Source organism: Actinomadura chokoriensis, from assembly GCF_039529475.1.
Taxonomy (GTDB): Bacteria; Actinomycetota; Actinomycetes; order Streptosporangiales; family Streptosporangiaceae; genus Spirillospora; species Spirillospora bangladeshensis.
Window position 1 is genome coordinate 694967 of the sequence record NZ_BAAAMW010000002.1, and the last position, 19471, is coordinate 714437.

Genomic DNA, 19471 nt, shown 5'->3' on the forward strand with positions numbered 1-19471 from the left:
ATTCGGACGAGATGCGCCGCGTCCTCGTCCGATCCGGCCACGTCTGGTTATCGTCGAGAGCGCAGCCCGCTTCCCGAGGAGTCCGATGACCACCGTGATCCTGGTTCTGCTCTGCCTCGCGATCGCCGGACGCGAGCTCTACCTGGCGTCCGACAAGCGGCTCCCCCGCGCCCAGGAGGACCTGCGCATCCTGCAGGACCGGCTGGACAGGCTCGCCCGCGACCACCAGGACCTCAAGACCGTGGTGGACAACGCCACCGAGCCGGCCGGCATCCCCATCCCGCCCCAGCCGGAGGAGCCGCCCGCCGCCGTCCTGGAGAAGCTGGACTCCGTCACCGGGCGGGTGGAGCGGCTGGAGAAGCAGTTCGGCGACATCTCCGAGGAACTGGCCGGCATCGACCTCGACCGCGACGCCCAGCGCGCCCTGGCCCGCTCCCTCGACGCCGTGGAGCAGGACGTCCTGGAACTGCACCGCGAGATGCTCGACCGGCTGGACCGCGAGGAGGGCGTCGTCACCGGCGTCCTGCTCAGCGAGGAGGGCGAGGGCGAGGCGCTGCTCGCGGAGGCGTACGAGAAATGCGCGGCCGAGTGCGGGCTGCGCGTCCGCATCCGCGACCAGCGCTCCGCGCAGGCCACCGGCACCTACTGGGGCACCGTCTACCACATGTCGGGACGGCGGCCCGACGTCCTCGCCGAGGACCTGTTCTCCTACGTGCGCGGCCTCTACGACCCGCAGGACGCGTCCGCCGTCAACGCGCTGCTGACCGAACTCGCGTCGCTGCGCGGCGGAGGAATCGCCCAGTTCGGCCCGTTCGTCGCGGTCAGCACGCAGAGCGCGCTGCTCTGCGGCGTGCTCCCGGACGAGGAGAGCACGCCGCCGGAGCCGTGGCAGCTCGTCGACCACATCCGCGAACTGCCCGCCGACCGGCAGCGCGACCTGACCTGGCTGCGCTCGGACGACTGATCACGGCCGGACGAACCGGACCACCCCGTCCTCGTCCACCCCGAACGCGAGCAGGCACCGCGGCACCCGCGCCGCGTCGATCTGCAGGCACAGGCCGAGCCGCAGATCCGGGTCGACGAACACGACCCGCCGCAGCGCCCGCAGCGCCCGCCGCACCCGCGCCCGCTCCGGTTCGCGCAGCGTCCCGGTGACGACCCGGCCCGCGTACCGCCACAGCGCCGCCGAGTCCAGCACCCGCACGCCCGCCTGCGTGAGGTTCGCGACGATCACGACGCCGCTGTCGTCCTCCTCCGTCCCGGACGGCACCGGCAGCGCGCCCTCCCCCGGCAGGTCGCGCGGTGCCCTCGGCCCGCCGACCGCCCGGTGGTAGCGCAGCGGATCGAGCGTGTCGATGACGAACGCCCCCGCGTAGGGCCTGGACGCCCGCGCCGTACCCGTCCGCGCCCGCGCCCGGACGGTGCGCACACCGAAACGGGCGCTGAGGTCGAACACCATCCCGGGGTCGTCCGTCCACACCGGCACGCCGAGCTTCGCCGCCGCCTTCCGGTCGAGGACGTCCATCGCCACATCACTGCGCCGCGCGAGCGCCGACGCGATCCCCATCCCGGGGAACGCGCCCTCCAGCACCGCGAGCATCGCCCGCCACGTCGCCCCGCCGACGAACTCGCCCACGAACGCGTCCACCATGCCCCTGCGATCCAGCGTGCGCCCGGGCCGAGGCACAACGGCATCCGCAACGACCGGAGGCCCGGCAGCCAACCCTTTCCCAGGCAAGAACGGCTCGTCCCTCCCATCCCACGTCGGACGCCCCACACCGGCACCGGCACCCGAACCCCCCGCAGACAACTCACCCTCCACCGCAGCCACGCCCGACTCTGGCCGCGCCCACGACGCCCCAGACTCGCCCCCTACCGAACGCTCCGCAGAGACCTCACCCTCCCCCTCACGCGCCCCCGCATCACGGCGCGTCCACGACGATGCAGGTTCGCCTGCTGCCGGACGAGCCCAGGGTGATTCACCCTCTGCCTCACCCGCCCCGGCATCATGGCGCGTCCAAGACTCCCCGCTCCCGGTTGGCGGACGTCCAGCGGCGGCCTCCGGCTCCGGCTGCGCCCACGATGACTCGGACTCGCCCACTACCTGAGGGTCCGCAGGTGATTCACTTTCCGCATCCCGACCCTCCGCATCGTGGCGCGTCCGGGACGCCCCACCACCGGCCGGAGAACCACCCACAGCCGCGCCCGACTCCGGCTGCGTCCACGACGGCTCGGGCTCACCGACTACCGGACGGTCTGCAGGTGATTCACCCTCTGCCTCGCGCGCCCCCGCATCATGGCGCGTCCAAGACTCCCCGCTCCCGGTCGGCGGACGTCCTACGGCGGCATCCTGCTCCGGCTGCGGCAACGATGACTCGGGTTCTCCTGCCGCCGGACGGTCTCCGGCTGAGCCGCCCTCCATCGCTGGGGCACTCGCATCATGGCGCGTCCACGATGCCCCACTACCGCCCGACGAACCGCTCGCAGCCGTTCCCGACTCATGCTGCGTCCACGACGGCGCAGGTTCGCCCGGTGCCGGACGGTCTGCGGGTGGCTCGCCTTCCGCATCCTGCGGTGCTGCATCGTGGCGCGTTCTGGGTGGCGGGTTCGTGGGTGTGGACGAGGACGCCGGGCGGCTGGTGGCGGAGTCGTGTGGTGCCCAGGGCTGGGTGGTCGCGCCCGGCGACTGTGGCGACGTTCCGGGGGGCGGTGTTTCCTCGTCCTGGTACGGGGTCCAGGTTGGGACGGGGTCGGCTGCCGGGCCCTCCGATGCGGGTCCGCCAGGGGCGCCGGCTTCTTGTCGTTGCCACGACGGCGGCTCGCCTGGCGGGGTGTGGCCTTCGGCGGCGCTGCCCGGTGGCGATGACTCTTGTCTGGGGCCAGGTGCGCTCGCCGTCCAAGGTCGTGTTGTGGACGCCGATGGGCCTGGTGCGGTCGGCTTCGGCGGCTCTGGCCACCCCGTCCCCTCGGGCGAGGTTGGCGGACGACCTGTCGAGCCACCGCCTGTGCCGTGCGGCTCCCACTGTGGCCCGGACGGCGTTGGGCTCGTCGGTGGCGGTGGCTGTGGGGTCTGCCGATCCTCGGGCGGGGTCGTCGGACGGCGCATGGGCCTGTCGGTCCAGGGCCGGCGAGGTGCCGGCGGCCTCTGGGGTGGGGGCTGGTGCTCGGGGCCCGGTACCGGGCCGGCGGTCCGGTCGTGCTGCGGCGCGCCCGGCAGGGGCTGGGGGCGGGTCGGTTCGGGAGGTGTCCAGGACGGCCTTCGGGGGGCCGGGGGGCGCTCGTGGCGGGGGGACGGCCGGGGTGGGGCCTCCGGGGCCGGGGGCACGGGGGTGTCCGGCGGGGGCGGCGTGGGGTGGGGGGTCCAGTCGGACGTGCTCCTGCCCGCCACGTGGACGTCGCCCGGGTGGGGAGGTTCGACCTCCGGGGGCGGATGGTCCTCGGGCTCGGGGCTGGGGCGGTCACGCGGGCCGAATCTCACGGTGTCGATCCTGCGCTCTCTTCAAGATCATCGGCAAGGTGGGGTACCGAAGAGGGCCGTGCACAGGGCCTGCGGGTCGTCGCCGGCGGTGAGGACGGGGCCCGGGGCCGGGCGGAGGCGGACGGGCACCTCGCGGTGCGACGGGTCCTCGGCGCCCTGGGCGGCGGCCACGTCCCGCAGGCCGACGGTGATGGTCCCGGGGATGTCGGCGGTCAGCGCGTCGACGGGGAGTTCGTCCAGCCAGAGGTCCAGAAGGCGGTGCGCCAGGCCGTTCAGGAGGCGGCCCCAGGGTTCGACGAGGCCGGCCGGGACGTTCTCCGTCCGCAGTTCCGGGAGGCCGAAGCGGGCGAGGCCCTTGGTGGTGACGAAGAAGCCGCCCGGCCCGGACGTGTGCGGCAGCAGCATCCAGTCGGTGAGCCGGAAGGTGCCCAAAGAGCGCCGCAGGTGGGACGGTGCCAGGACCTGCGGGGTGAAGACGTCGACCACCGGGGCGCGGGCGATCGTGCCGAGGGCGCCGGCGACGGCGCGGGACGCCAGTTCGTGCGCGGGCGGGCGGCCCGGGCGGTAGGCGGCGCGGACGGCGATCACGTGGGCGGCGGATGCGATCGCCTCCAGGTCGGGTGCGGCGGCGCCGTAGGCGGCGAGGAGGTCGGCGGGCAGCGGCGGGAAGTCGGCGGTGGGACGCTGGTCGAGGGTCATCATCGGGCTGCCGAGCATGCCGAGGACGAGGTCGCGCAGCGGCGGCGGGGTGTGCCGCGCCACGTGGTCGCGGGCGAGGGACACCGGGTCGGTGAGCGGCTCGGCGAGCGCCACGGCGTAGGTTCCGAAGAGGGTCTCCGGAACGGGCAGCGTCAGATGTTCACCCAAACTCGTCCCCCGCGGGTAGCCGGCACCCTTCGATCACAGCCGATGGGGCCCCGGAGAGTACCTGGCGGCAACGGGACATTTACCTCCCGAACGGGCGAGACGGGCCCACGATCAGCGCGGCAGCCGCTGCTCCACCCACACGATCTTGCCCGCGTCGGTGCGGTGCGTCCCCCAGCGGGTCGCGAGATGGTGGACGAGCTGGAGCCCGCGCCCCGACTCGTCGGTGGCGTCGGCGTGCCGCAGGTGCGGCAGGTCGGTGCCGTCGTCGTGCACCTCGCACAGCAGCGTCCGCCCCTTGATGAGCCGGACCCCGAGGGACCCGGCGCCGTGCACGAGGGCGTTGGTGACGAGCTCGCTGACGAGGAGCTGCGCCGTGTCGGTGAGGCGCTCCAGGCCCCAGCCGGCGAGCCGGGCGGCGACCTGCGCGCGGATCCACGGGACGCTGTTCGGCACGGGTTCCAGCTCCCACGTGACGACCTCGTCCAGGGGGATGCCGTCGAACCCGACCGCGACGATGGCGATGTCGTCGGCGGCGGTGTCCGCGGCGAGCGTGTCGAGCAGGTCGTCGCAGGTGCCGTCGAGGTCGGCGGACGCCCCGGCGAGCCGGGCGCGCAGCGCCTCCAGGCCCTCCTCGATGTCGCGGCCGCGGCGTTCGAGGAGCCCGTCGGTGCACAGCAGGAGCTGCGACCCGTCCTCGACCTTGACCTCCATCGTCTCGAACGGCTCGCCGCCCACCCCGATGGGCACGCCCGGCGGGACGGCCAGGACCCGGCTCTCGCCGTCCGCCGCGACGAGGACGGGCGGGACGTGCCCCGCATTGGCGAAGGTGCACCGCCGCTCGACCGGGTCGTACACCGCGTACAGGCAGGTGGCGAGGTAGTCCTCGCCGAGTCGGCGGGCGAGCCCGTCGAGCCGGCGCAGCAGCCGGTCGGGCCGCATGTCGTCGCCGGCGAGGGTGCGCACGGCGGTGCGCATCTGCCCCATGATCGCGGCGGCGGTGAGGCCGTGCCCCATCACGTCCCCGACGACGATGCCGAGCCGGCAGCCGGGCAGCGGGATGGCGTCGAACCAGTCGCCGCCGACCTGCGCGGCCTGCTCGGCGGGCCGGTAGCGGTAGCGGACGCGGGCGCCGGCGACGTCCGGCGGGTCGTCGGGCAGCATGCTGCGCTGCAGTTCCTCGGCGACCTGGACCTCGCGCCGGTACAGCCGCCCGTTGTCGATGCACAGCGCGGCGCGGCGGGCGAGCTCGTCGACCATGGCGAGGTCGACCTCGTCGAACCAGGGCCGGTCGGACTTGCGCAGCAGCTTGAACGTGCCGAGCACCCGCCCGCGCGCGATCAGCGGGGCGATCAGCAGCGCCCGCCCGGTGAACAGCGGGCGCAGGTCGCGGTCGCCGAACGCGGCGGCGAGCCGGGCGGCCTGGGCCGGGCCGACGCGCCGGATGTGGACCGGGCACCCGGTCCGCATGGCCTGGACGAACGGCGTCCCGGACGGCAGGAACAGCGCCTCGCCCTCGGGGACGTCCTCGTCCCAGCGTCCGGGCTCGTCGTTGTGGGCGACGGCGACGCGGCGCATCAGCGTCGGCTCGTCGATCTCGTCGGCGGGCGGGGCCGAGTCGGCGACGACGCGTTCGAGCAGTTCGACGGCCGCGAAGTCGGCGAGCCGCGGGACGAGGACCTCGGCGAGCGTCCGGGCGGCCTGCAGGTGGTCGAGCGAGCTGCCGATCTGCTGCCCGGCCTCGCTGAGGTAGGCGAGCGGCTCCAGGGTCTCGGGGACGCCGCGCGGGAGCGGGCGGGACCGGCGCGCCCGCGCGGGCCGCGGCGGCGGGACGACCGGGGACGCGGCGACGGGCGGCACGACCGGCAGCCGGATCGTCAGCCCGAGCGAGACGGCCGGGCAGCCGAGCCCGAGCACCCGGGAGGCGATCTTCTCGGACGCGGCCGGGTCGAGCGCGGGCAGCAGCCCCGCGATCCGGTCGGCGAACGCGGCGGTGGACGCGTCGCGCCCGTTCCCGGCCGGCGGGGTGAGCGCGGGCTCGACCCGCAGCAGCCGGCCCGCGGGCCGGCGGACCGCGGTGGCCGCGGCACCCGGCCGGTCGGACGGGGCGAGCGGCAGGTCGCCGATGGTGACGCCGAGCCCGTTGCGGCGGAGCCGGCGCAGGTCGGCGGCCAGCGCGAGCACGCTGACGCCGTGCTCGCCGGGCGCCCGCTCGATCGGGTAGACCCACCAGCCGACCTCGGCCGGTTCGCCGGTGTCGACGCGCGGCAGGGTGCAGGCGCCGCACCAGACGTGCCCGAAGCTCTCCGGCTCGAAGACGCCGCGGTGCTCGCGGGGCAGCCGCAGCAGCGCGGCGGGCGTCCGGCCGAGCGCGCGGGGCGGGCCGACGCCGAACAGCTCGGCGGCGGTCTCGTCCCAGTGGCTGATCCGTCCCCGTTCGTTCAGGGTGATGGCGGCCATGCTCGCCACTCCCAGCAAGTCCGCGATGACCATGCGGTCCCCCTCCCGGGCGAGCGACGCCCGAAGTCCCCGGCAACACGCGGTAAAGGGGACGTTACCTTGTGTAAGTCGGGTGTGCCGAGACTCTTTCAAAAAGCATCGGGTGAGCGCTCACTCAGCCGCCCGCGGGTGCTAGCGTCCACGGCGAAGGGCACGGCGACATGGGAAGACGGTGAGTCGGGTTGGCGGCACGGACGGAGCCGATGCGGGACCGGATCCTCGCCGCGGCCGTCGCGGTGATCCGGGCGCGCGGGATCACGGCCGCGACGACCAAGGAGATCGCGCGCAGCGCCGGGGTGTCCGAAGGCAGCCTCTACAACCATTTCGCGAACAAGACGGCGCTGTTCGCGGCGGCCCTGGCGGAGGTCACGGGAACCGCGCGGACGGCGATGGCGGCGCTCGCGGCGTCGGCCGGCCGGAACACGGTGGAGGAGAACCTCGTCCGGCTGGCCGCCGACATGGTCCGCTTCTATGGCGAGCTGCTGCCGATGACCGGGCCCGTCCTCGCCGATCCGGAGCTGATCGCCTGGTTGCGCGACAACGGCCCGGTCAGCGAGCAGAGGCGGGCCGCCAAAGCACAGAACGGGGTGTCCGCCAAGGCGCGCGCGCGGACCGGACCTGGCCAGGACGCTGGAGCACCGCCGTCCGGGGCTCCCGGTGGACCTCCGGCCGACCCCGCCGGGGGCGCGGTGACCGGTCCAGTGCTGGGGCACTCCGCCCTGATCGGCTACCTGGAGGCGGAGCGGCGGGCGGGACGCGTCACGGCGGACGCGCCGCTCCCGTCCCTCGCGGCGGCCCTGCTCGGCGGCTGCCAGCAGCACGCCTTCCTGACCCGGCTCGCCGGACCGGAGGCGGTGGCGGCAGGGGCCGGGCTCCCGGCGGCCCCGGAGGAGTTCGCGGCGGGGCTCGTGCGCGCGGTGCTGTCCGGCCATCTACCGCCCGAATAATCCACTAAGCCCCAGAGTCGACGCGATGCCCTAATACGCACATAGTCCTCGCCACGGGCGCACTCCTGATCGGGACGCTCGTCCCCGCCCCCGCGGACGCCGCGGGCGGGGAACGGCGCGGGCAGCGCAAGCGGCCCGTGGTCGTCTACCAGGCCGCGCAGCACGCCCGCGAGTGGATCACCCCGGAGATGGTCCGCCGGCTGCTGCACCACTACGTGGACGGGTACGGGACGGACGCCGAGCTCACCAAGATCGTCGACACGACGGAGCTGTGGTTCATCCCGGTCGTCAACGTGGACGGCTACGACCTCACGTTCCAGGACGGCTTCCGCCTCTGGCGCAAGAACGTCCGCGACAACAACGGCGACGGCCAGATCACCGGCGCGGACGGCACCGACCTCAACCGCAACTTCCCCTACAAGCGGCGGTGAGCGCTTCGGCCGCGACAACAAGACCTACTACGCCGAGCACCGCGGCGAGATCGAGCCCTGATCGACTCCGTCTCCCCGGTGGCGACCAGGGACACCGTGCTCCTCGGCTTCGGCCCGGAGCAGTCCCCCGACAGGGCCGCCGGCACGCGGCGAATCAGGCGGGGAGCCGGGGCGGGAATAACGTGCGCGGGCCGTGCGCTCTACCTCATCCGGCCGGGCGGTTCGGACGACACGCCGCCGGGTGTGATGAGCAACACCGAGGTCAAGGCAACCTTTTGGACCCCTCCAGGCGTCTTACATAGCAGGAAGACCACCGGCGGGTGGTGAAGGCGCTCGATCCGGCAAGGCCCGCGACGTCCCGGAGAACGGGGTCGCCCTGGCTCATCACCGATCCCGCGCACGGCTTTCGGCCCACTCTCCATGCGGGGCCGGGTTCCGTCCCGAACCCGCCGGGAACGGTGGCACGTACCACTCAACGGGGGGCGGCTTCGTCCGCCCGGTCCGCGCGTGCCCCCGACCACGCGCCATGCAACCGGCCCCTTCACCGGGGGCACTACCAACGGGGAGCGACGACGATGACCGCTGTCACCGCGCCTGTCCGCGACAACGGCCGCGACGCCAGCCGCAGCACCGCCATCCGCAACACCGCCGTCCGCACGACCACCGGCCCGAAGACCGCCGGCCGTGACGACAGGAGCACCACGAACATCGAGAGCACCCGGCGCTACGAGCGCGACGTCCTGCCCCTCGCCGACCCGCTGTACGCCAGCGCCGTCCGCATGACCCGCAACACCGCGGACGCCGAGGACCTCGTGCAGGAGACCCTCGCCAAGGCCTACGTGAACTTCCACCAGTTCCAGGAGGGCACGAACCTCAAGGCCTGGCTGCACCGGATCCTCACCAACAACTTCATCAACACCTACCGCAAGAAGCAGCGCGAGCCCCAGCGCGCCGGCTCCGAGGAGCTGGAGGAGTGGCAGCTCGCGCAGACCGAGGCGTCCTCCGCGGGCTTCCGGTCCGCCGAGTCCGAGGCGCTGGACCGCATCCCCGACTCCGAGGTGATCGCCGCGCTGCGCGCCCTGCCGAAGGACTTCCGGGACGCCGTCTACCTCGCGGACGTCGAGGGCTACGCCTACAAGGAGATCGCCCAGATGATGGGCACCCCCATCGGCACGGTCATGTCCCGCCTGCACCGCGGCCGCAAGCAGCTCCGCGAGTCCCTCGCCGACCACCGCCGCGCCGCGCACATCCTGGCCGCGTAACGCCTCCCGCACGTCGCTTCCCCCGTCGCGATCCCGCAGTTGCCCCGTGACTGCGGGATCGTCCCTTTTTCTCCCAGAATTTGCCTGCACGATTCTCCTGCACGTTCCGTGGCCGATCGGTTACCATCGGCTTGCCCTGCGTGACCACGCCGGTCCCCGGTCCCGGCCGCCGGACGGCTTCGGGTGGCACTGAGCTTGCGAAACGGTGACCGAAGCTGGAACGGCCCGCATAGGCGCGGCGACCGTGGGTAAGGCGCGCACACGGGCCCGCGAGCCGCCGGCGATTCGGGAGGATGTGCGCGCGATGCCACCAAGGGTCAGCGACGTGATGACGGCGGCACCGCTGTCCCTGCCGCTGGACGCGACGCTGTACGAGGCGGCCCGCGTGATGCGGGACGAGGGGATCGGCGATGTCCTGGTCACCTATGCCGGACGGCTGTGCGGCGTGGTGACCGACCGCGACATCGTGGTCCGCGCGGTCGCCGAGAGCCGCGACACGTCGCTGACGCCCCTCGGCGACGTGTGCACGGCGGAGCTGACGACCGTCCATCCGGACGACGACACCGGGACCGTGGCGCGCCTGATGTGCGAGCAGGCGGTCCGGCGGCTGCCCGTCGTGGACGCCGAGCAGCGCCCGGTGGGCATCGTGTCCATCGGCGACCTCGCAGTGGCCAACGGCGAGGCGGGGCCGCTCTCCGAGATCAGCAAGGCGCCGCCCAACAATTAGCCCCCGCACCGTGCCGACGACGACCCCGCCCGCCGATGGACGACGCCGATGAACTGCCGGGGAGGCGGAGCGGCCGGGCATGTCCCGCAGCCGGCCGGCCAGGATACTCTCGGAGGGGTGACGCCCACCGAAACGGTTCTGACCGACCAGCTGGCGCTGGAGATCGCCCGCCTCGGCATGGTCGGGGAGTCCTCCGATGTCGGCACCCTGCACCGGGTGACCGAGCTGGCCGCGCGGGCCGTCCCCGGCTGCGCGGGCGCCGCGAGCGTGCGGTGGGCGCTGCCCCGGTCGATCGGCACGGCCGCCGGCGCGGGCGCCGAATGGGCCCTCCCCGGGACCGTCCCGCCCCTGGACGACGGGCCCGCGGCCGCCGAGACCACCGTGGACTCCGGGGCAGTGGAGGAGCCTCGCCCGGAGCCGCTGGCGACGGCGGCGAGCCATCCCGATCTCGCCGAGGTCACCGACCGGCAGCTGTCCCGCGGGCACGGGCCGGTGTTCGACGTGGTGCGCGGGCGCCGGGTGCTGACCTCCGACGACATCCTCGCCGAGACCCGCTGGCCCGAGTCGATGTCGGACATGCTGCGCCGCGGGGTGCGCTGCTTCACCACGACCCCGCACCTGAACCCGCCCGTGCTCGTCACGCTGACGCTGTACGGGGTGACGCCGAAGGCGCTCGGGCACGGCCGGCACGCGCTCGCGTCGCTGCTGATCGCGCAGGGCACCGCCGCCGTCTCCAACAGCCAGCAGTACGACGACGTGCACCGGACCGCCGTCCAGCTGCAGGAGGCGGTCGAGGCGCGCGCGATCGTCGACCAGGCGAAGGGCATTCTCATGCACGCGCTGGGGTGCGACGCCGACGAGGCTTTCGCCGAGATGCGCCGTATCTCGCAGACGCGTCATGTGAAGCTGACCGCTCTCGCGCAGCGTATCGTCGGTCATCAGGGCATTCCTTAAGCCGCGCTTACAGACGCATGCCGATGTTGCGAATAGGCTGCCCGAAGCGGCCCCGTGGATCGTGGCCCGGCCCGGTCCGGGACGGGAGCCGAGCTGGTTCCACCGTGTGACGCGGACGAGAGGGAGACCAGATGCACGATCAGCCCGACCAGCTCGAACCCGAGTCCCTGATGCGGGAGATCTCGGACCTCGAAGGACGCATCGGGGAGCTGCGCCAAGCCGCCGGCATCCCCGAACCCGACCTGCGCGCCACCCTGGACGCGGCGCTGGTCGAACTCGAGCTGGCGCTGACCGTGCTGCGCACCATGGGCGGCGAGCAGACCGGCGAGCCGGGCGGATCGGCCGCGGCGGAGAACGAGCGCCGGGTGCTGCGCACCGTCTTCCAGGACGCCCCCGTCCCGCTGTTCCTGCTGGACCGGACGACGAGCATCCGCCGCGTCAACCGGCAGGCGGCGACGATGCTCGGCACGTCGTCCGGCTACGTGTCCGGCAAGCAGTTCACCGCGTTCTGCGACATGGCGACCCGCGCGGCGGTGCGGTCGCAGCTCGCCGCCGTCGTCCGGACGGGGCGGCGCCGCCGCGTCAGCGTGCGCTTCCTCGGCCGCGACCACCCCGTCGACGCCGTGGTGACGCTGGCGCGGGTGTGGATCCGCGGCGAGCCCGACCCGATGGTCGTGGTGGCGGCGGGCCCGACGACCACGCCCACCGACGACCGGCCGCAGAAGGGCGTCGCGAAGAACCAGGCGCGGGCGGCGCAGGGCGCCCCGGTCGACGACGAGGCCGTGGCCACGATCGTGCACCGGATGGACGTCCTCGCCACCGCCAGCGAGCTGCTGCTCGACGAGCCGGTCTTCAACGAGACGGTGGCCGTCCGGCGCTGCGCCCGGCTGCTGGCCGCCGAGCTGGCCGACTGGGCGTTCATCGACCTGACCGGCCCGAACGGCGGCCCCGGCGGGCAGCTCCAGGGCGGCATCCACGCGGCCGGCGCGCCGGAGCTGCGCCGCCAGGTCGTGATGGGCCCGGAGGACGAGCACTCCGTCGAGGCCGCGCGGATGCTGGAGGAGGTCGAGCCCGCGCAGGGCACGCTCCCGCACACCGTCTTCGTCACCCGGCAGAGCGCGCTGCGGCCGCACGTGGAGAACCTCGACGTGCTCGGCGTCTGCCCGGACGGGCACCCCGTCTGCGGCAAGATCGGCGCGACGTCGGTGCTGAGCGTGCCGATCGAGGACGGCGACCGCGCCATTGGAACGATCACATTGGCGGCGAGCGGCGAGTACGGCCCGTTCGACCTGATGGACCTCGGCGTCGTGCAGCGGCTCGGCCGCTACCTGGCGCTGGTGATCCGGGCGGCGCGGCTGTACCGGCGGCGCGCCGAGGTCGCGGACACGCTCCAGGCGGGGCTGCTGCCGAAGTCGCTGCCGGCGATCCCCGGCGTGAGCGTGGCCGCCAAGTACCTGACGTCGACGCACGGCTCGGACGTGGGCGGCGACTTCTACGACGTGTTCCGCACGGAGAACGGCTGGGGCCTCGTCCTCGGCGACGTGTGCGGCAAGGGCGAGGACGCGGCGGCGGTGACGGCGACGGCGCGGCACTGCGTCCGGCTCGCCTCGCGGTGGAAGGCGTCCCCCGGCGACGTCCTCGGCATCGTGAACGAGGCGCTGCTGGACGAGGACCGCTTCGTCACGGCGGTCATGGCGGGCCTGACGCTGGAGACCGAGCGGATCCTGGTCTCGCTGGGCACGGCGGGCCATCCGCCCGCGATCGTGGTGCGCGCCGACGGGGTGATCAGGTCGGCGTCCCGGGGCGGCGTCCCGCTCGGCCTGTTCGAGGACTTCGAGGCCGGCCTGGACACGATCGACCTCACCGTCGGCGACACGCTGATCCTGCACTCCGACGGCGTCCTGGAGGCGTGCGACATGACGCGGCAGGAGTTCGGCCAGGAGCGCCTGCTGGAGGCGCTCGCCGGGCACGCCGGCGACACGCCGGAGGGCATGCTCGCCGGGGTGGAGCGGGCCCTGCTGGACTTCTGCGACGGCGATCTGCGGGACGACGTCTCCATGCTCGCGCTGCGCGTGGAGCCGCCGAGCCTGGGGTAGGACGGCGCCGCCCGGCGTGGGAGAAATGTCGGGATGATGATCGTTCGCCGGGGTAGATCGGGGACATGACCGTCGATCCCGCGGACAAGCCGCGCAACGAGACCGAGCACGAGCGGCTCGACCGCCAGCTGATGGAGCTCCTCCAGGGGTTCCGGGTCGCGACGACCGGCGTGCAGGTGCTCTTCGCGTTCCTGCTGACCGTCCCGTTCTCCGCCGGCTTCGACAAGGTGGACGGCACGGGCCTGCCGCTGTTCTACATCGCGCTGTTCGGCGCGGCGCTCGCGTCGATCTGCTTCATCGCCCCGGTGTTCCAGCACCGGATCCTGTTCCAGCTCGGCCAGAAGCCCCTGCTGATCAAGCGCGCCAACCGGTTCGGGATCATGGGCGCGTTCGCGCTGGCGGCCTCGATCACCTCGGCCACCATGCTGATCGTGGAGTCGCTGTCGGAGCGGACGGCCGCCGTCGTCCTCACGGCCGTGGCCATCCTGGCGCTGTGCGGCTGGGCGTGGTTCGTCCAGCCGTACATGACCCGCATGACGGCGAACGCCCGCGCGACCGAGACCGAGGACGGCTGATCGCGCGGGCCTCCCGTGCCGCGCGTGCGCGGCCTAGTACGCCTTGCCGAAGATGACGCGCTTGCCGTAGGCGGACGGCGTGCCGCACTTCACGCAGGTGCCGGTCTCCTCGGGCGCGTCGGCGGGGATGACGCGCGGGGTCGCGGCGGTGTCGGCCTTGATCGCGTCCTCGCACTCGGCCTCGCCGCAGTGGAACGCGCGGGCCCACCCGGTGGCGACCTGCGCCGCGAACGCGTCCCAGGAGTCGACGGCCGCGGTGTTGCCCTCGCGGAACTTCTCGGCCCTGGCCAGCAGGAACGCCTGGAAGTCGGCGAGCATCCCGGGCAGCAGCTCGGGCACCTTGTCCAGCGGGATCTGCTCCTTGCCCTGGCCCTCGACGGTCGGCAGCCGCCGGACGACGGTCGCGACGCCGCCCTCGATGTCGCGCTTGCCGAGCTCGATGCGGACCGGGACGCCGCGCATCTCCCACTCGTTGAACTTGAAGCCCGGCGACAGCTGCGGGCGGTTGTCGTCGACGTGCACGCGGACGCCCGTCGACTTGATCGCCGCACCCAGCCTGCGGGCCTCGGCGGCGGCCTGCTCGCCCTGCTCCTTGCGCCCGATCGGCACGATGACGACCTGGTAGGGCGCGAGGCGCGGCGGCAGCACGAGGCCCTTGTCGTCCCCGTGCGTCATGATCACGCCGCCGATCATGCGGGTGCTCATCCCCCAGGAGGTGGTGTGCGCGTGCGCGAGCTTGCGCTCCTCGTCCTGGTACTGGATGTCGAACGCCTTGGCGAAGTTGGTGCCGAGGTAGTGCGAGGTGCCGGCCTGCAGCGCCCGGCCGTCCCGCATCATGCCCTCGATCGTGTACGTGCGGACGGCGCCGGCGAACCGCTCGCCGGGCGTCTTCTCCCCGGCGACGACGGGCATCGCGGCGAGGTCGCGGGCGACGGCGGCGTAGGCGTCCAGGGCCCACATCGTCTCGCGCATCGCGTCGTCCTCGTCGATGTGCGCGGTGTGGCCCTCCTGCCAGAGGAACTCGGTGGTGCGCAGGAACATCCGGGGCCGCATCTCCCACCGGACGACGTTCGCCCACTGGTTCAGCAGCAGCGGCAGGTCGCGGTGGGAGTCGATCCACTTGGCCATGTACTCGCCGATGACGGTCTCGGACGTGGGCCGCACGACGAGCGGCTCCTCCAGGTCCTTGCCGCCCGCGTGGGTGACGACCGCCAGCTCCGGCGAGAAGCCCTCGACGTGCTCGGCCTCGCGCTTGAGGTAGGACTCCGGGATGAACATCGGGAAGCAGGCGTTGTCGTGCCCGGCGTCCTTGATGCGCCGGTCCAGGTCGGCCTGGAGCAGCTCCCACATCCGGTACCCGTACGGTCGGATGACCATCGTGCCGCGGACGGGGCCGCGGTCGACGAGCTGGGCCTGGACGACCACCTCGTTGTACCAGGCGGAGAAATCCTCGCTCTGCGGTGTCACACCTTCTCGACTCACGGCACACAAGGGTACTGACCGGCGGCGGTGGGCAGGAACCATTGGCTAGGCTCGCGAGATGCGCTGGTCCCAGATGTTCGTGCCCACGCTCCGCGAGGACCCCGCGGAGGCGGACGCGCCGAGCCACCGGCTGCTGCTGCGGGCGGGCTTCGTCCGGCAGCTCACCGCCGGCCACTACTCGCTGCTGCCGCTGGCCGTCCGCGTCCGGTCGAAGATCATCGCCATCGTCCGCGCGGAGATGGACGCGATCGGCGCGCAGGAGATGCTGCTGCCGGCGATGCACCCGGCCGAGCCGTGGGAGCGGTCGGGCCGCTGGGAGCTCATGGGCCAGGAGATGTTCCGGCTCCGCGACCGGCGCGGCGCCGACCTCGCCCTCGGCATGACGCACGAGGAGATCTTCGCGACCGTCGCGCGGGAGCTCGGCTCCTACAAGCGGCTGCCGCAGCAGTGGTACCAGTTCCAGACGAAGTTCCGGGACGAGCCGCGCCCCAAGGGCGGCCTCATGCGGACCCGCGAGTTCACGATGAAGGACGCCTACAGCTTCGACATCGACCGCGCCGGCCTCGACGCGTCGTTCGACGCCTACCACGGCGCCTACACGCGGATCTTCGCCCGGCTGGGCATTCCGGCGCTGGCGTGCGAGGCGTCCAGCGGCACCATGGGCGGCTCCGGCTCGACCGAGTTCATGTGCCCGTCCGACGTCGGCGAGGACCTCGTCGCCCACTGCCCCGCCTGCGGCTACGCGGCGAACACCGAGCGCGCGACCTCCGCCCTGCCCGCCGTCGAAGACGGCCCCGGGCTCCCCGCGCCCGAACGGTTCGACACGCCCGGCGTCCGCACCATCGACGACCTGCTGGCCTACGGCGCGCCCGGCGACCGGCAGGTCAAGACGCTCGTCTACATCCTGGACGGCACGCTCACGCTCGTGCTGCTGCGCGGCGACCACCCGCTCAACGAGCAGAAGCTCGTCGACGCGACGGGCGCCGCCGAGATCCGCGCCGCCGAGCCGTCGGAGATCCAGGACGCGCTGGGCGCCCTCCCCGGCAGCCTCGGCGCGGTCGGCGTGTCGCTCCCGGTCATCGCGGACGAGGCGCTGCGGGGCCGCCGCGGCATGTTCACCGGCGCGAACACCGACGACGTCCACCTGCGCGGCGTGGACGTCGGCCGCGACATCGCCGTGGGCGCCTGGGCGGATCTGCGCGAGGTCGCCGCCGGGGAGCCCTGCGTCCGCTGCGGGTCGCCGCTGGAGATCGTGCGGGCCATCGAGGTGGGCCACATCTTCAAGCTCGGCGACCGCTACTCCCGCGCGCTGGGCGTCGAGGTCCTGGACCCGGACGGCAAGCTCGTCCCGGTGATCATGGGCAGCTACGGGATCGGCGTGGAGCGCGCGATGGCCGCGATCGTGGAGACCCACCACGACGAGCGCGGCATCGTCTGGCCCATCTCGGTGGCCCCGTTCCAGGTCTCGGTCGTCCCGGCGCAGTCCGACAACGCCGAGGTGGCGCGGGCGGCCGAGGACGTCTACGCGGCCCTGTCCGCCGCGGGCGTCGAGGTCGTGATCGACGACCGTCCGGAGCGGGCGGGCGTGAAGTTCCGCGACGCCGAGCTGACCGGCATCCCGTACCGGGTCACGATCGGCCGCCGCAGCCTGGCCGAGGGCGCCGCCGAGATCAGCGTCCGCGCCACCGGCGAGACGTCCGCGGTCGGCTTGGCCGAGGTCACCGCGCACATCGAGTCGCTGCTGGCGAAAACGGTTTGACGCTCGCGGCGCCCCTCCGGAGACTCGGAGGTTCACCGAGGGGGAGCCGTGGGACACGTCGAAGTCGGACATATCAGCCATGTACTGCCGGACGGCAGGGTGCTGCTGGACGACGTCTCCTTCCGCGTCGGCGACGGCGTCACGGCCGCCCTCGTCGGCCCGAACGGCGCCGGCAAGACGACCCTCCTGCGCCTGATCGCCGGTGACCTCGCGCCCCAGTCCGGAACCGTCGGGCACAGCGGCGGCATCGGCGTGATGCGCCAGTTCATCGGCAGCATGCGCGACGACTCGTCCGTCCACGACCTGCTGCTCTCGCTCGCGCCGCCGCGCGTCCGGGCCGCCGCCGAGGCGGTGGAGGCGGCGGAGCTCGCGATGATGGAGCGCGACGACGAGCCCACCCAGCTGCGCTACGCCACGGCCCTGTCGGGCTGGGGCGACGCGGGCGGCTACGAGATCGAGGTGCTCTGGGACGCCTGCTGCGTCGCGGCCCTCGGCATCTCCTACGACGGGTGCCGCTGGCGCGAAGTCCGGACCCTCTCGGGCGGCGAGCAGAAGCGCCTGGCCCTCGAAGCGCTGCTCCGCGGCCCCGACCAGGTCCTTCTGCTGGACGAGCCCGACAACTACCTGGACGTCCCCGGCAAACGCTGGCTGGAGGAGAGGCTCCGCGAGACACCGAAGACGGTCCTCCTGGTCTCCCACGACCGCGAACTCCTCGACCGCTCCGCCGCCCGCATCGTCACCGTCGAGGCGGGCCGCGTCTGGATCCACGGCGGCCGCTTCGCCACCTACGCGGCCGCGCGCCGCGACCGCAACGAGCGCCTCGAAGAGCTCCGCCGCCGCTGGGACGAGGAGCACGCGAAGCTCAAGGACCTCGTCACCATGCTGCGGAACAAGGCCACGGTCAACGACGGCTTCGCGTCCCGCTACCGCGCGGCCCAGACGCGCCTGCGCAAGTTCGAGGAGGCGGGCCCGCCCGAGATCCCGCCGCGCGACCAGAACCTCAAGATGCGTCTGCACGGGGGCCGCACCGGCAAGCGTGCCGTGGTCTGCGAGGACCTCGAACTGACGGGTCTCATGAAGCCCTTCGACACGGAGGTCTGGTACGGCGAACGCGTGGCGGTCCTGGGCTCGAACGGCTCCGGCAAGTCCCATTTCCTGCGCCTGCTCACGGCCATCGCCGAGGCACTCCCCCGGGGCGCGACGCCGGTGGAGCCGGTCGCGCACACCGGCATCGCCCGCCTCGGCGCCCGCGTGGTCCCCGGCCTCTTCGCGCAGACCCACGCCCGCCCCGATCTGGCGGGCCGCACGCCGTGCGAGATCGTCATGACCGAGCACGCCCGCCTGCGCAACGACGCCATGAGCGCCCTGACCCGCTACGAGCTGAACGTCTGCGCGGAGCAGCCCTTCGAGACGCTCTCCGGCGGCCAGCAGGCCCGCCTGCAGATCCTCCTCCTGGAACTGGGCGGCGCCACGCTCCTCCTCCTGGACGAGCCGACGGACAACCTCGACCTGGCCAGCGCCGAAGCCCTCCAGGAGGGCCTGGAATCGTACGAGGGGACCGTCATCGCGGTGACCCACGACCGCTGGTTCGCGCGCTCCTTCGACCGCCACCTGGTCTTCGGCTCCGACGGCTCGGTCTACGAGTCCGCGGAACCCGTCTGGGACGAGACCCGGGTCGCCCGCCCCCGCTGACCGGGGGCGTGCGGCCGCTCGAAGTAGGCGGCGCTCTCCGCGTCGGCCGGGTCGTACGACTCGACGGCGATCTCCTCCAGGGTGATGTCCATCGGAGTGCCGAACGTGGTGATGGTCGAGTCCGGGACCGGAACACCGCGCGCACGTCGGCCAGGTTGACGACCAGTGGAGCGAACCCGCGCGGGTCCAGCCCCAGCCGCACGAGGTTGACCGGCGGCTCGCGCAGCGGCACGTCGAGCTGGTCGGCGAGCCGCAGGACCATGTCGGCGCTCGGGTTGGACTTGCCCGTCTCCACCAGGCTGACGTGGCGCGGGCAGACAACAAGGGCATCGTCCAGCGAGCATTGGCGGAACTGCTGCAGACGGGCAGCGCCGACGGGCTCGGACCGTTCCTGAGCGACGATTTCCTCCACCACCGGCCGGACTCGACGTCCACGACCAAGGCGGAATGGCTCGCCGCCGTGGAGTCGGCGCTCACCCCGCTCGCCGGCATGCAGGTCGAGATCGAGCACCTGCTGGCCGACGGCGACCACGTCGTCATGCATTCGCGGCGGCGCCTCCCCGATGGCGGCCCGGAGACGGCGGTGATCGACATCTGGCGGATCGACGGCGGTCTCATCGCCGAGTGCTGGGAGACCATCGAGCCCGTCGCGCAGGCGGCGGCGAACCTGACGTGGTGGGAGCCCGGACGCTGACCCGCGCGCCC

The 19471-nt window shown here is 73.3% G+C and carries 15 protein-coding genes; 11 read left to right on the forward strand and 4 right to left on the reverse strand.

Going from position 1 to position 19471, the window contains the following annotated elements; all coding sequences use genetic code 11:
* Positions 1-85: 85 nt before the first annotated feature.
* Entirely contained in the window at positions 86-964 is an 879-nt protein-coding gene (locus ABFX46_RS07370; protein WP_346040571.1) for a hypothetical protein, read from the forward strand.
* Here the strand turns inward: ABFX46_RS07370 and ABFX46_RS07375 are convergent, their stop codons facing one another.
* The 3 genes from ABFX46_RS07375 to ABFX46_RS07385 all read right to left on the reverse strand — a co-directional run bounded on the left by ABFX46_RS07375 (position 965) and on the right by ABFX46_RS07385 (position 6835).
* The gene (locus tag ABFX46_RS07375) at positions 965-1651 is read right to left on the reverse strand and encodes a hypothetical protein (protein ID WP_346040572.1); all 687 of its coding nucleotides are present in this window, start codon (positions 1649-1651) and stop codon (positions 965-967) included.
* A gap of 1854 nt (positions 1652-3505) precedes the next feature.
* A complete protein-coding gene (locus ABFX46_RS07380) occupies positions 3506-4345 on the reverse strand; it encodes a hypothetical protein (RefSeq protein ID WP_346040573.1) in 840 nt (279 codons plus the stop codon).
* A 111-nt stretch (positions 4346-4456) separates the two neighbouring features.
* Positions 4457-6835, reverse strand: coding sequence for a SpoIIE family protein phosphatase (locus tag ABFX46_RS07385; RefSeq protein WP_346040574.1), 2379 nt, complete (start codon positions 6833-6835; stop codon positions 4457-4459).
* Between the two features lie 209 nt (positions 6836-7044).
* Here ABFX46_RS07385 and ABFX46_RS07390 point away from each other — a divergent pair, with 209 nt between their 5' ends.
* From ABFX46_RS07390 to ABFX46_RS07420, 7 genes are all read left to right on the forward strand, one after another.
* A complete protein-coding gene (locus ABFX46_RS07390; protein ID WP_346040575.1) occupies positions 7045-7788 on the forward strand; it encodes a TetR/AcrR family transcriptional regulator in 744 nt (247 codons plus the stop codon).
* Between the two features lie 68 nt (positions 7789-7856).
* On the forward strand, positions 7857-8219 hold the full coding sequence (locus tag ABFX46_RS07395; protein ID WP_346040700.1) for a M14 family zinc carboxypeptidase: 363 nt from the start codon (positions 7857-7859) through the stop codon (positions 8217-8219).
* A gap of 575 nt (positions 8220-8794) precedes the next feature.
* Positions 8795-9481, forward strand: coding sequence for a sigma-70 family RNA polymerase sigma factor (locus ABFX46_RS07400; protein WP_346040576.1), 687 nt, complete (start codon positions 8795-8797; stop codon positions 9479-9481).
* 304 nt (positions 9482-9785) lie between these two features.
* Positions 9786-10208 carry a CBS domain-containing protein gene (locus ABFX46_RS07405; RefSeq protein WP_163053130.1) on the forward strand — a complete coding sequence of 141 codons (423 nt, stop codon included), beginning with the start codon at positions 9786-9788 and terminating at the stop codon, positions 10206-10208.
* 117 nt (positions 10209-10325) lie between these two features.
* The gene (locus tag ABFX46_RS07410) at positions 10326-11162 is read left to right on the forward strand and encodes an ANTAR domain-containing response regulator (RefSeq protein ID WP_346040577.1); all 837 of its coding nucleotides are present in this window, start codon (positions 10326-10328) and stop codon (positions 11160-11162) included.
* A gap of 131 nt (positions 11163-11293) precedes the next feature.
* Complete coding sequence (locus ABFX46_RS07415; RefSeq protein ID WP_346040578.1) at positions 11294-13258, forward strand: SpoIIE family protein phosphatase; 1965 nt, start codon at positions 11294-11296, stop codon at positions 13256-13258.
* A gap of 65 nt (positions 13259-13323) precedes the next feature.
* Positions 13324-13833: a DUF6328 family protein gene (locus tag ABFX46_RS07420; RefSeq protein WP_346040579.1), complete on the forward strand. Its 510-nt coding sequence runs from the start codon at positions 13324-13326 to the stop codon at positions 13831-13833.
* 33 nt (positions 13834-13866) lie between these two features.
* Here ABFX46_RS07420 and proS read toward each other — a convergent pair whose 3' ends face one another.
* Positions 13867-15315 (reverse strand): proline--tRNA ligase, encoded by a 1449-nt coding sequence (gene proS, locus ABFX46_RS07425; protein ID WP_346040580.1) that lies wholly within the window; start codon positions 15313-15315, stop codon positions 13867-13869.
* Positions 15316-15373: 58 nt separating this feature from the next.
* Between proS and ABFX46_RS07430 the strand changes: the two genes are divergently transcribed.
* The 3 genes from ABFX46_RS07430 to ABFX46_RS07440 all read left to right on the forward strand — a co-directional run bounded on the left by ABFX46_RS07430 (position 15374) and on the right by ABFX46_RS07440 (position 19460).
* A complete protein-coding gene (locus ABFX46_RS07430) occupies positions 15374-17074 on the forward strand; it encodes a proline--tRNA ligase (RefSeq protein WP_346040581.1) in 1701 nt (566 codons plus the stop codon).
* Between the two features lie 48 nt (positions 17075-17122).
* A complete protein-coding gene (locus ABFX46_RS07435) occupies positions 17123-18766 on the forward strand; it encodes an ABC-F family ATP-binding cassette domain-containing protein (RefSeq protein ID WP_346040582.1) in 1644 nt (547 codons plus the stop codon).
* Between the two features lie 304 nt (positions 18767-19070).
* The gene (locus ABFX46_RS07440; RefSeq protein WP_346040583.1) at positions 19071-19460 is read left to right on the forward strand and encodes a nuclear transport factor 2 family protein; all 390 of its coding nucleotides are present in this window, start codon (positions 19071-19073) and stop codon (positions 19458-19460) included.
* Positions 19461-19471 lie beyond the last annotated feature (11 nt).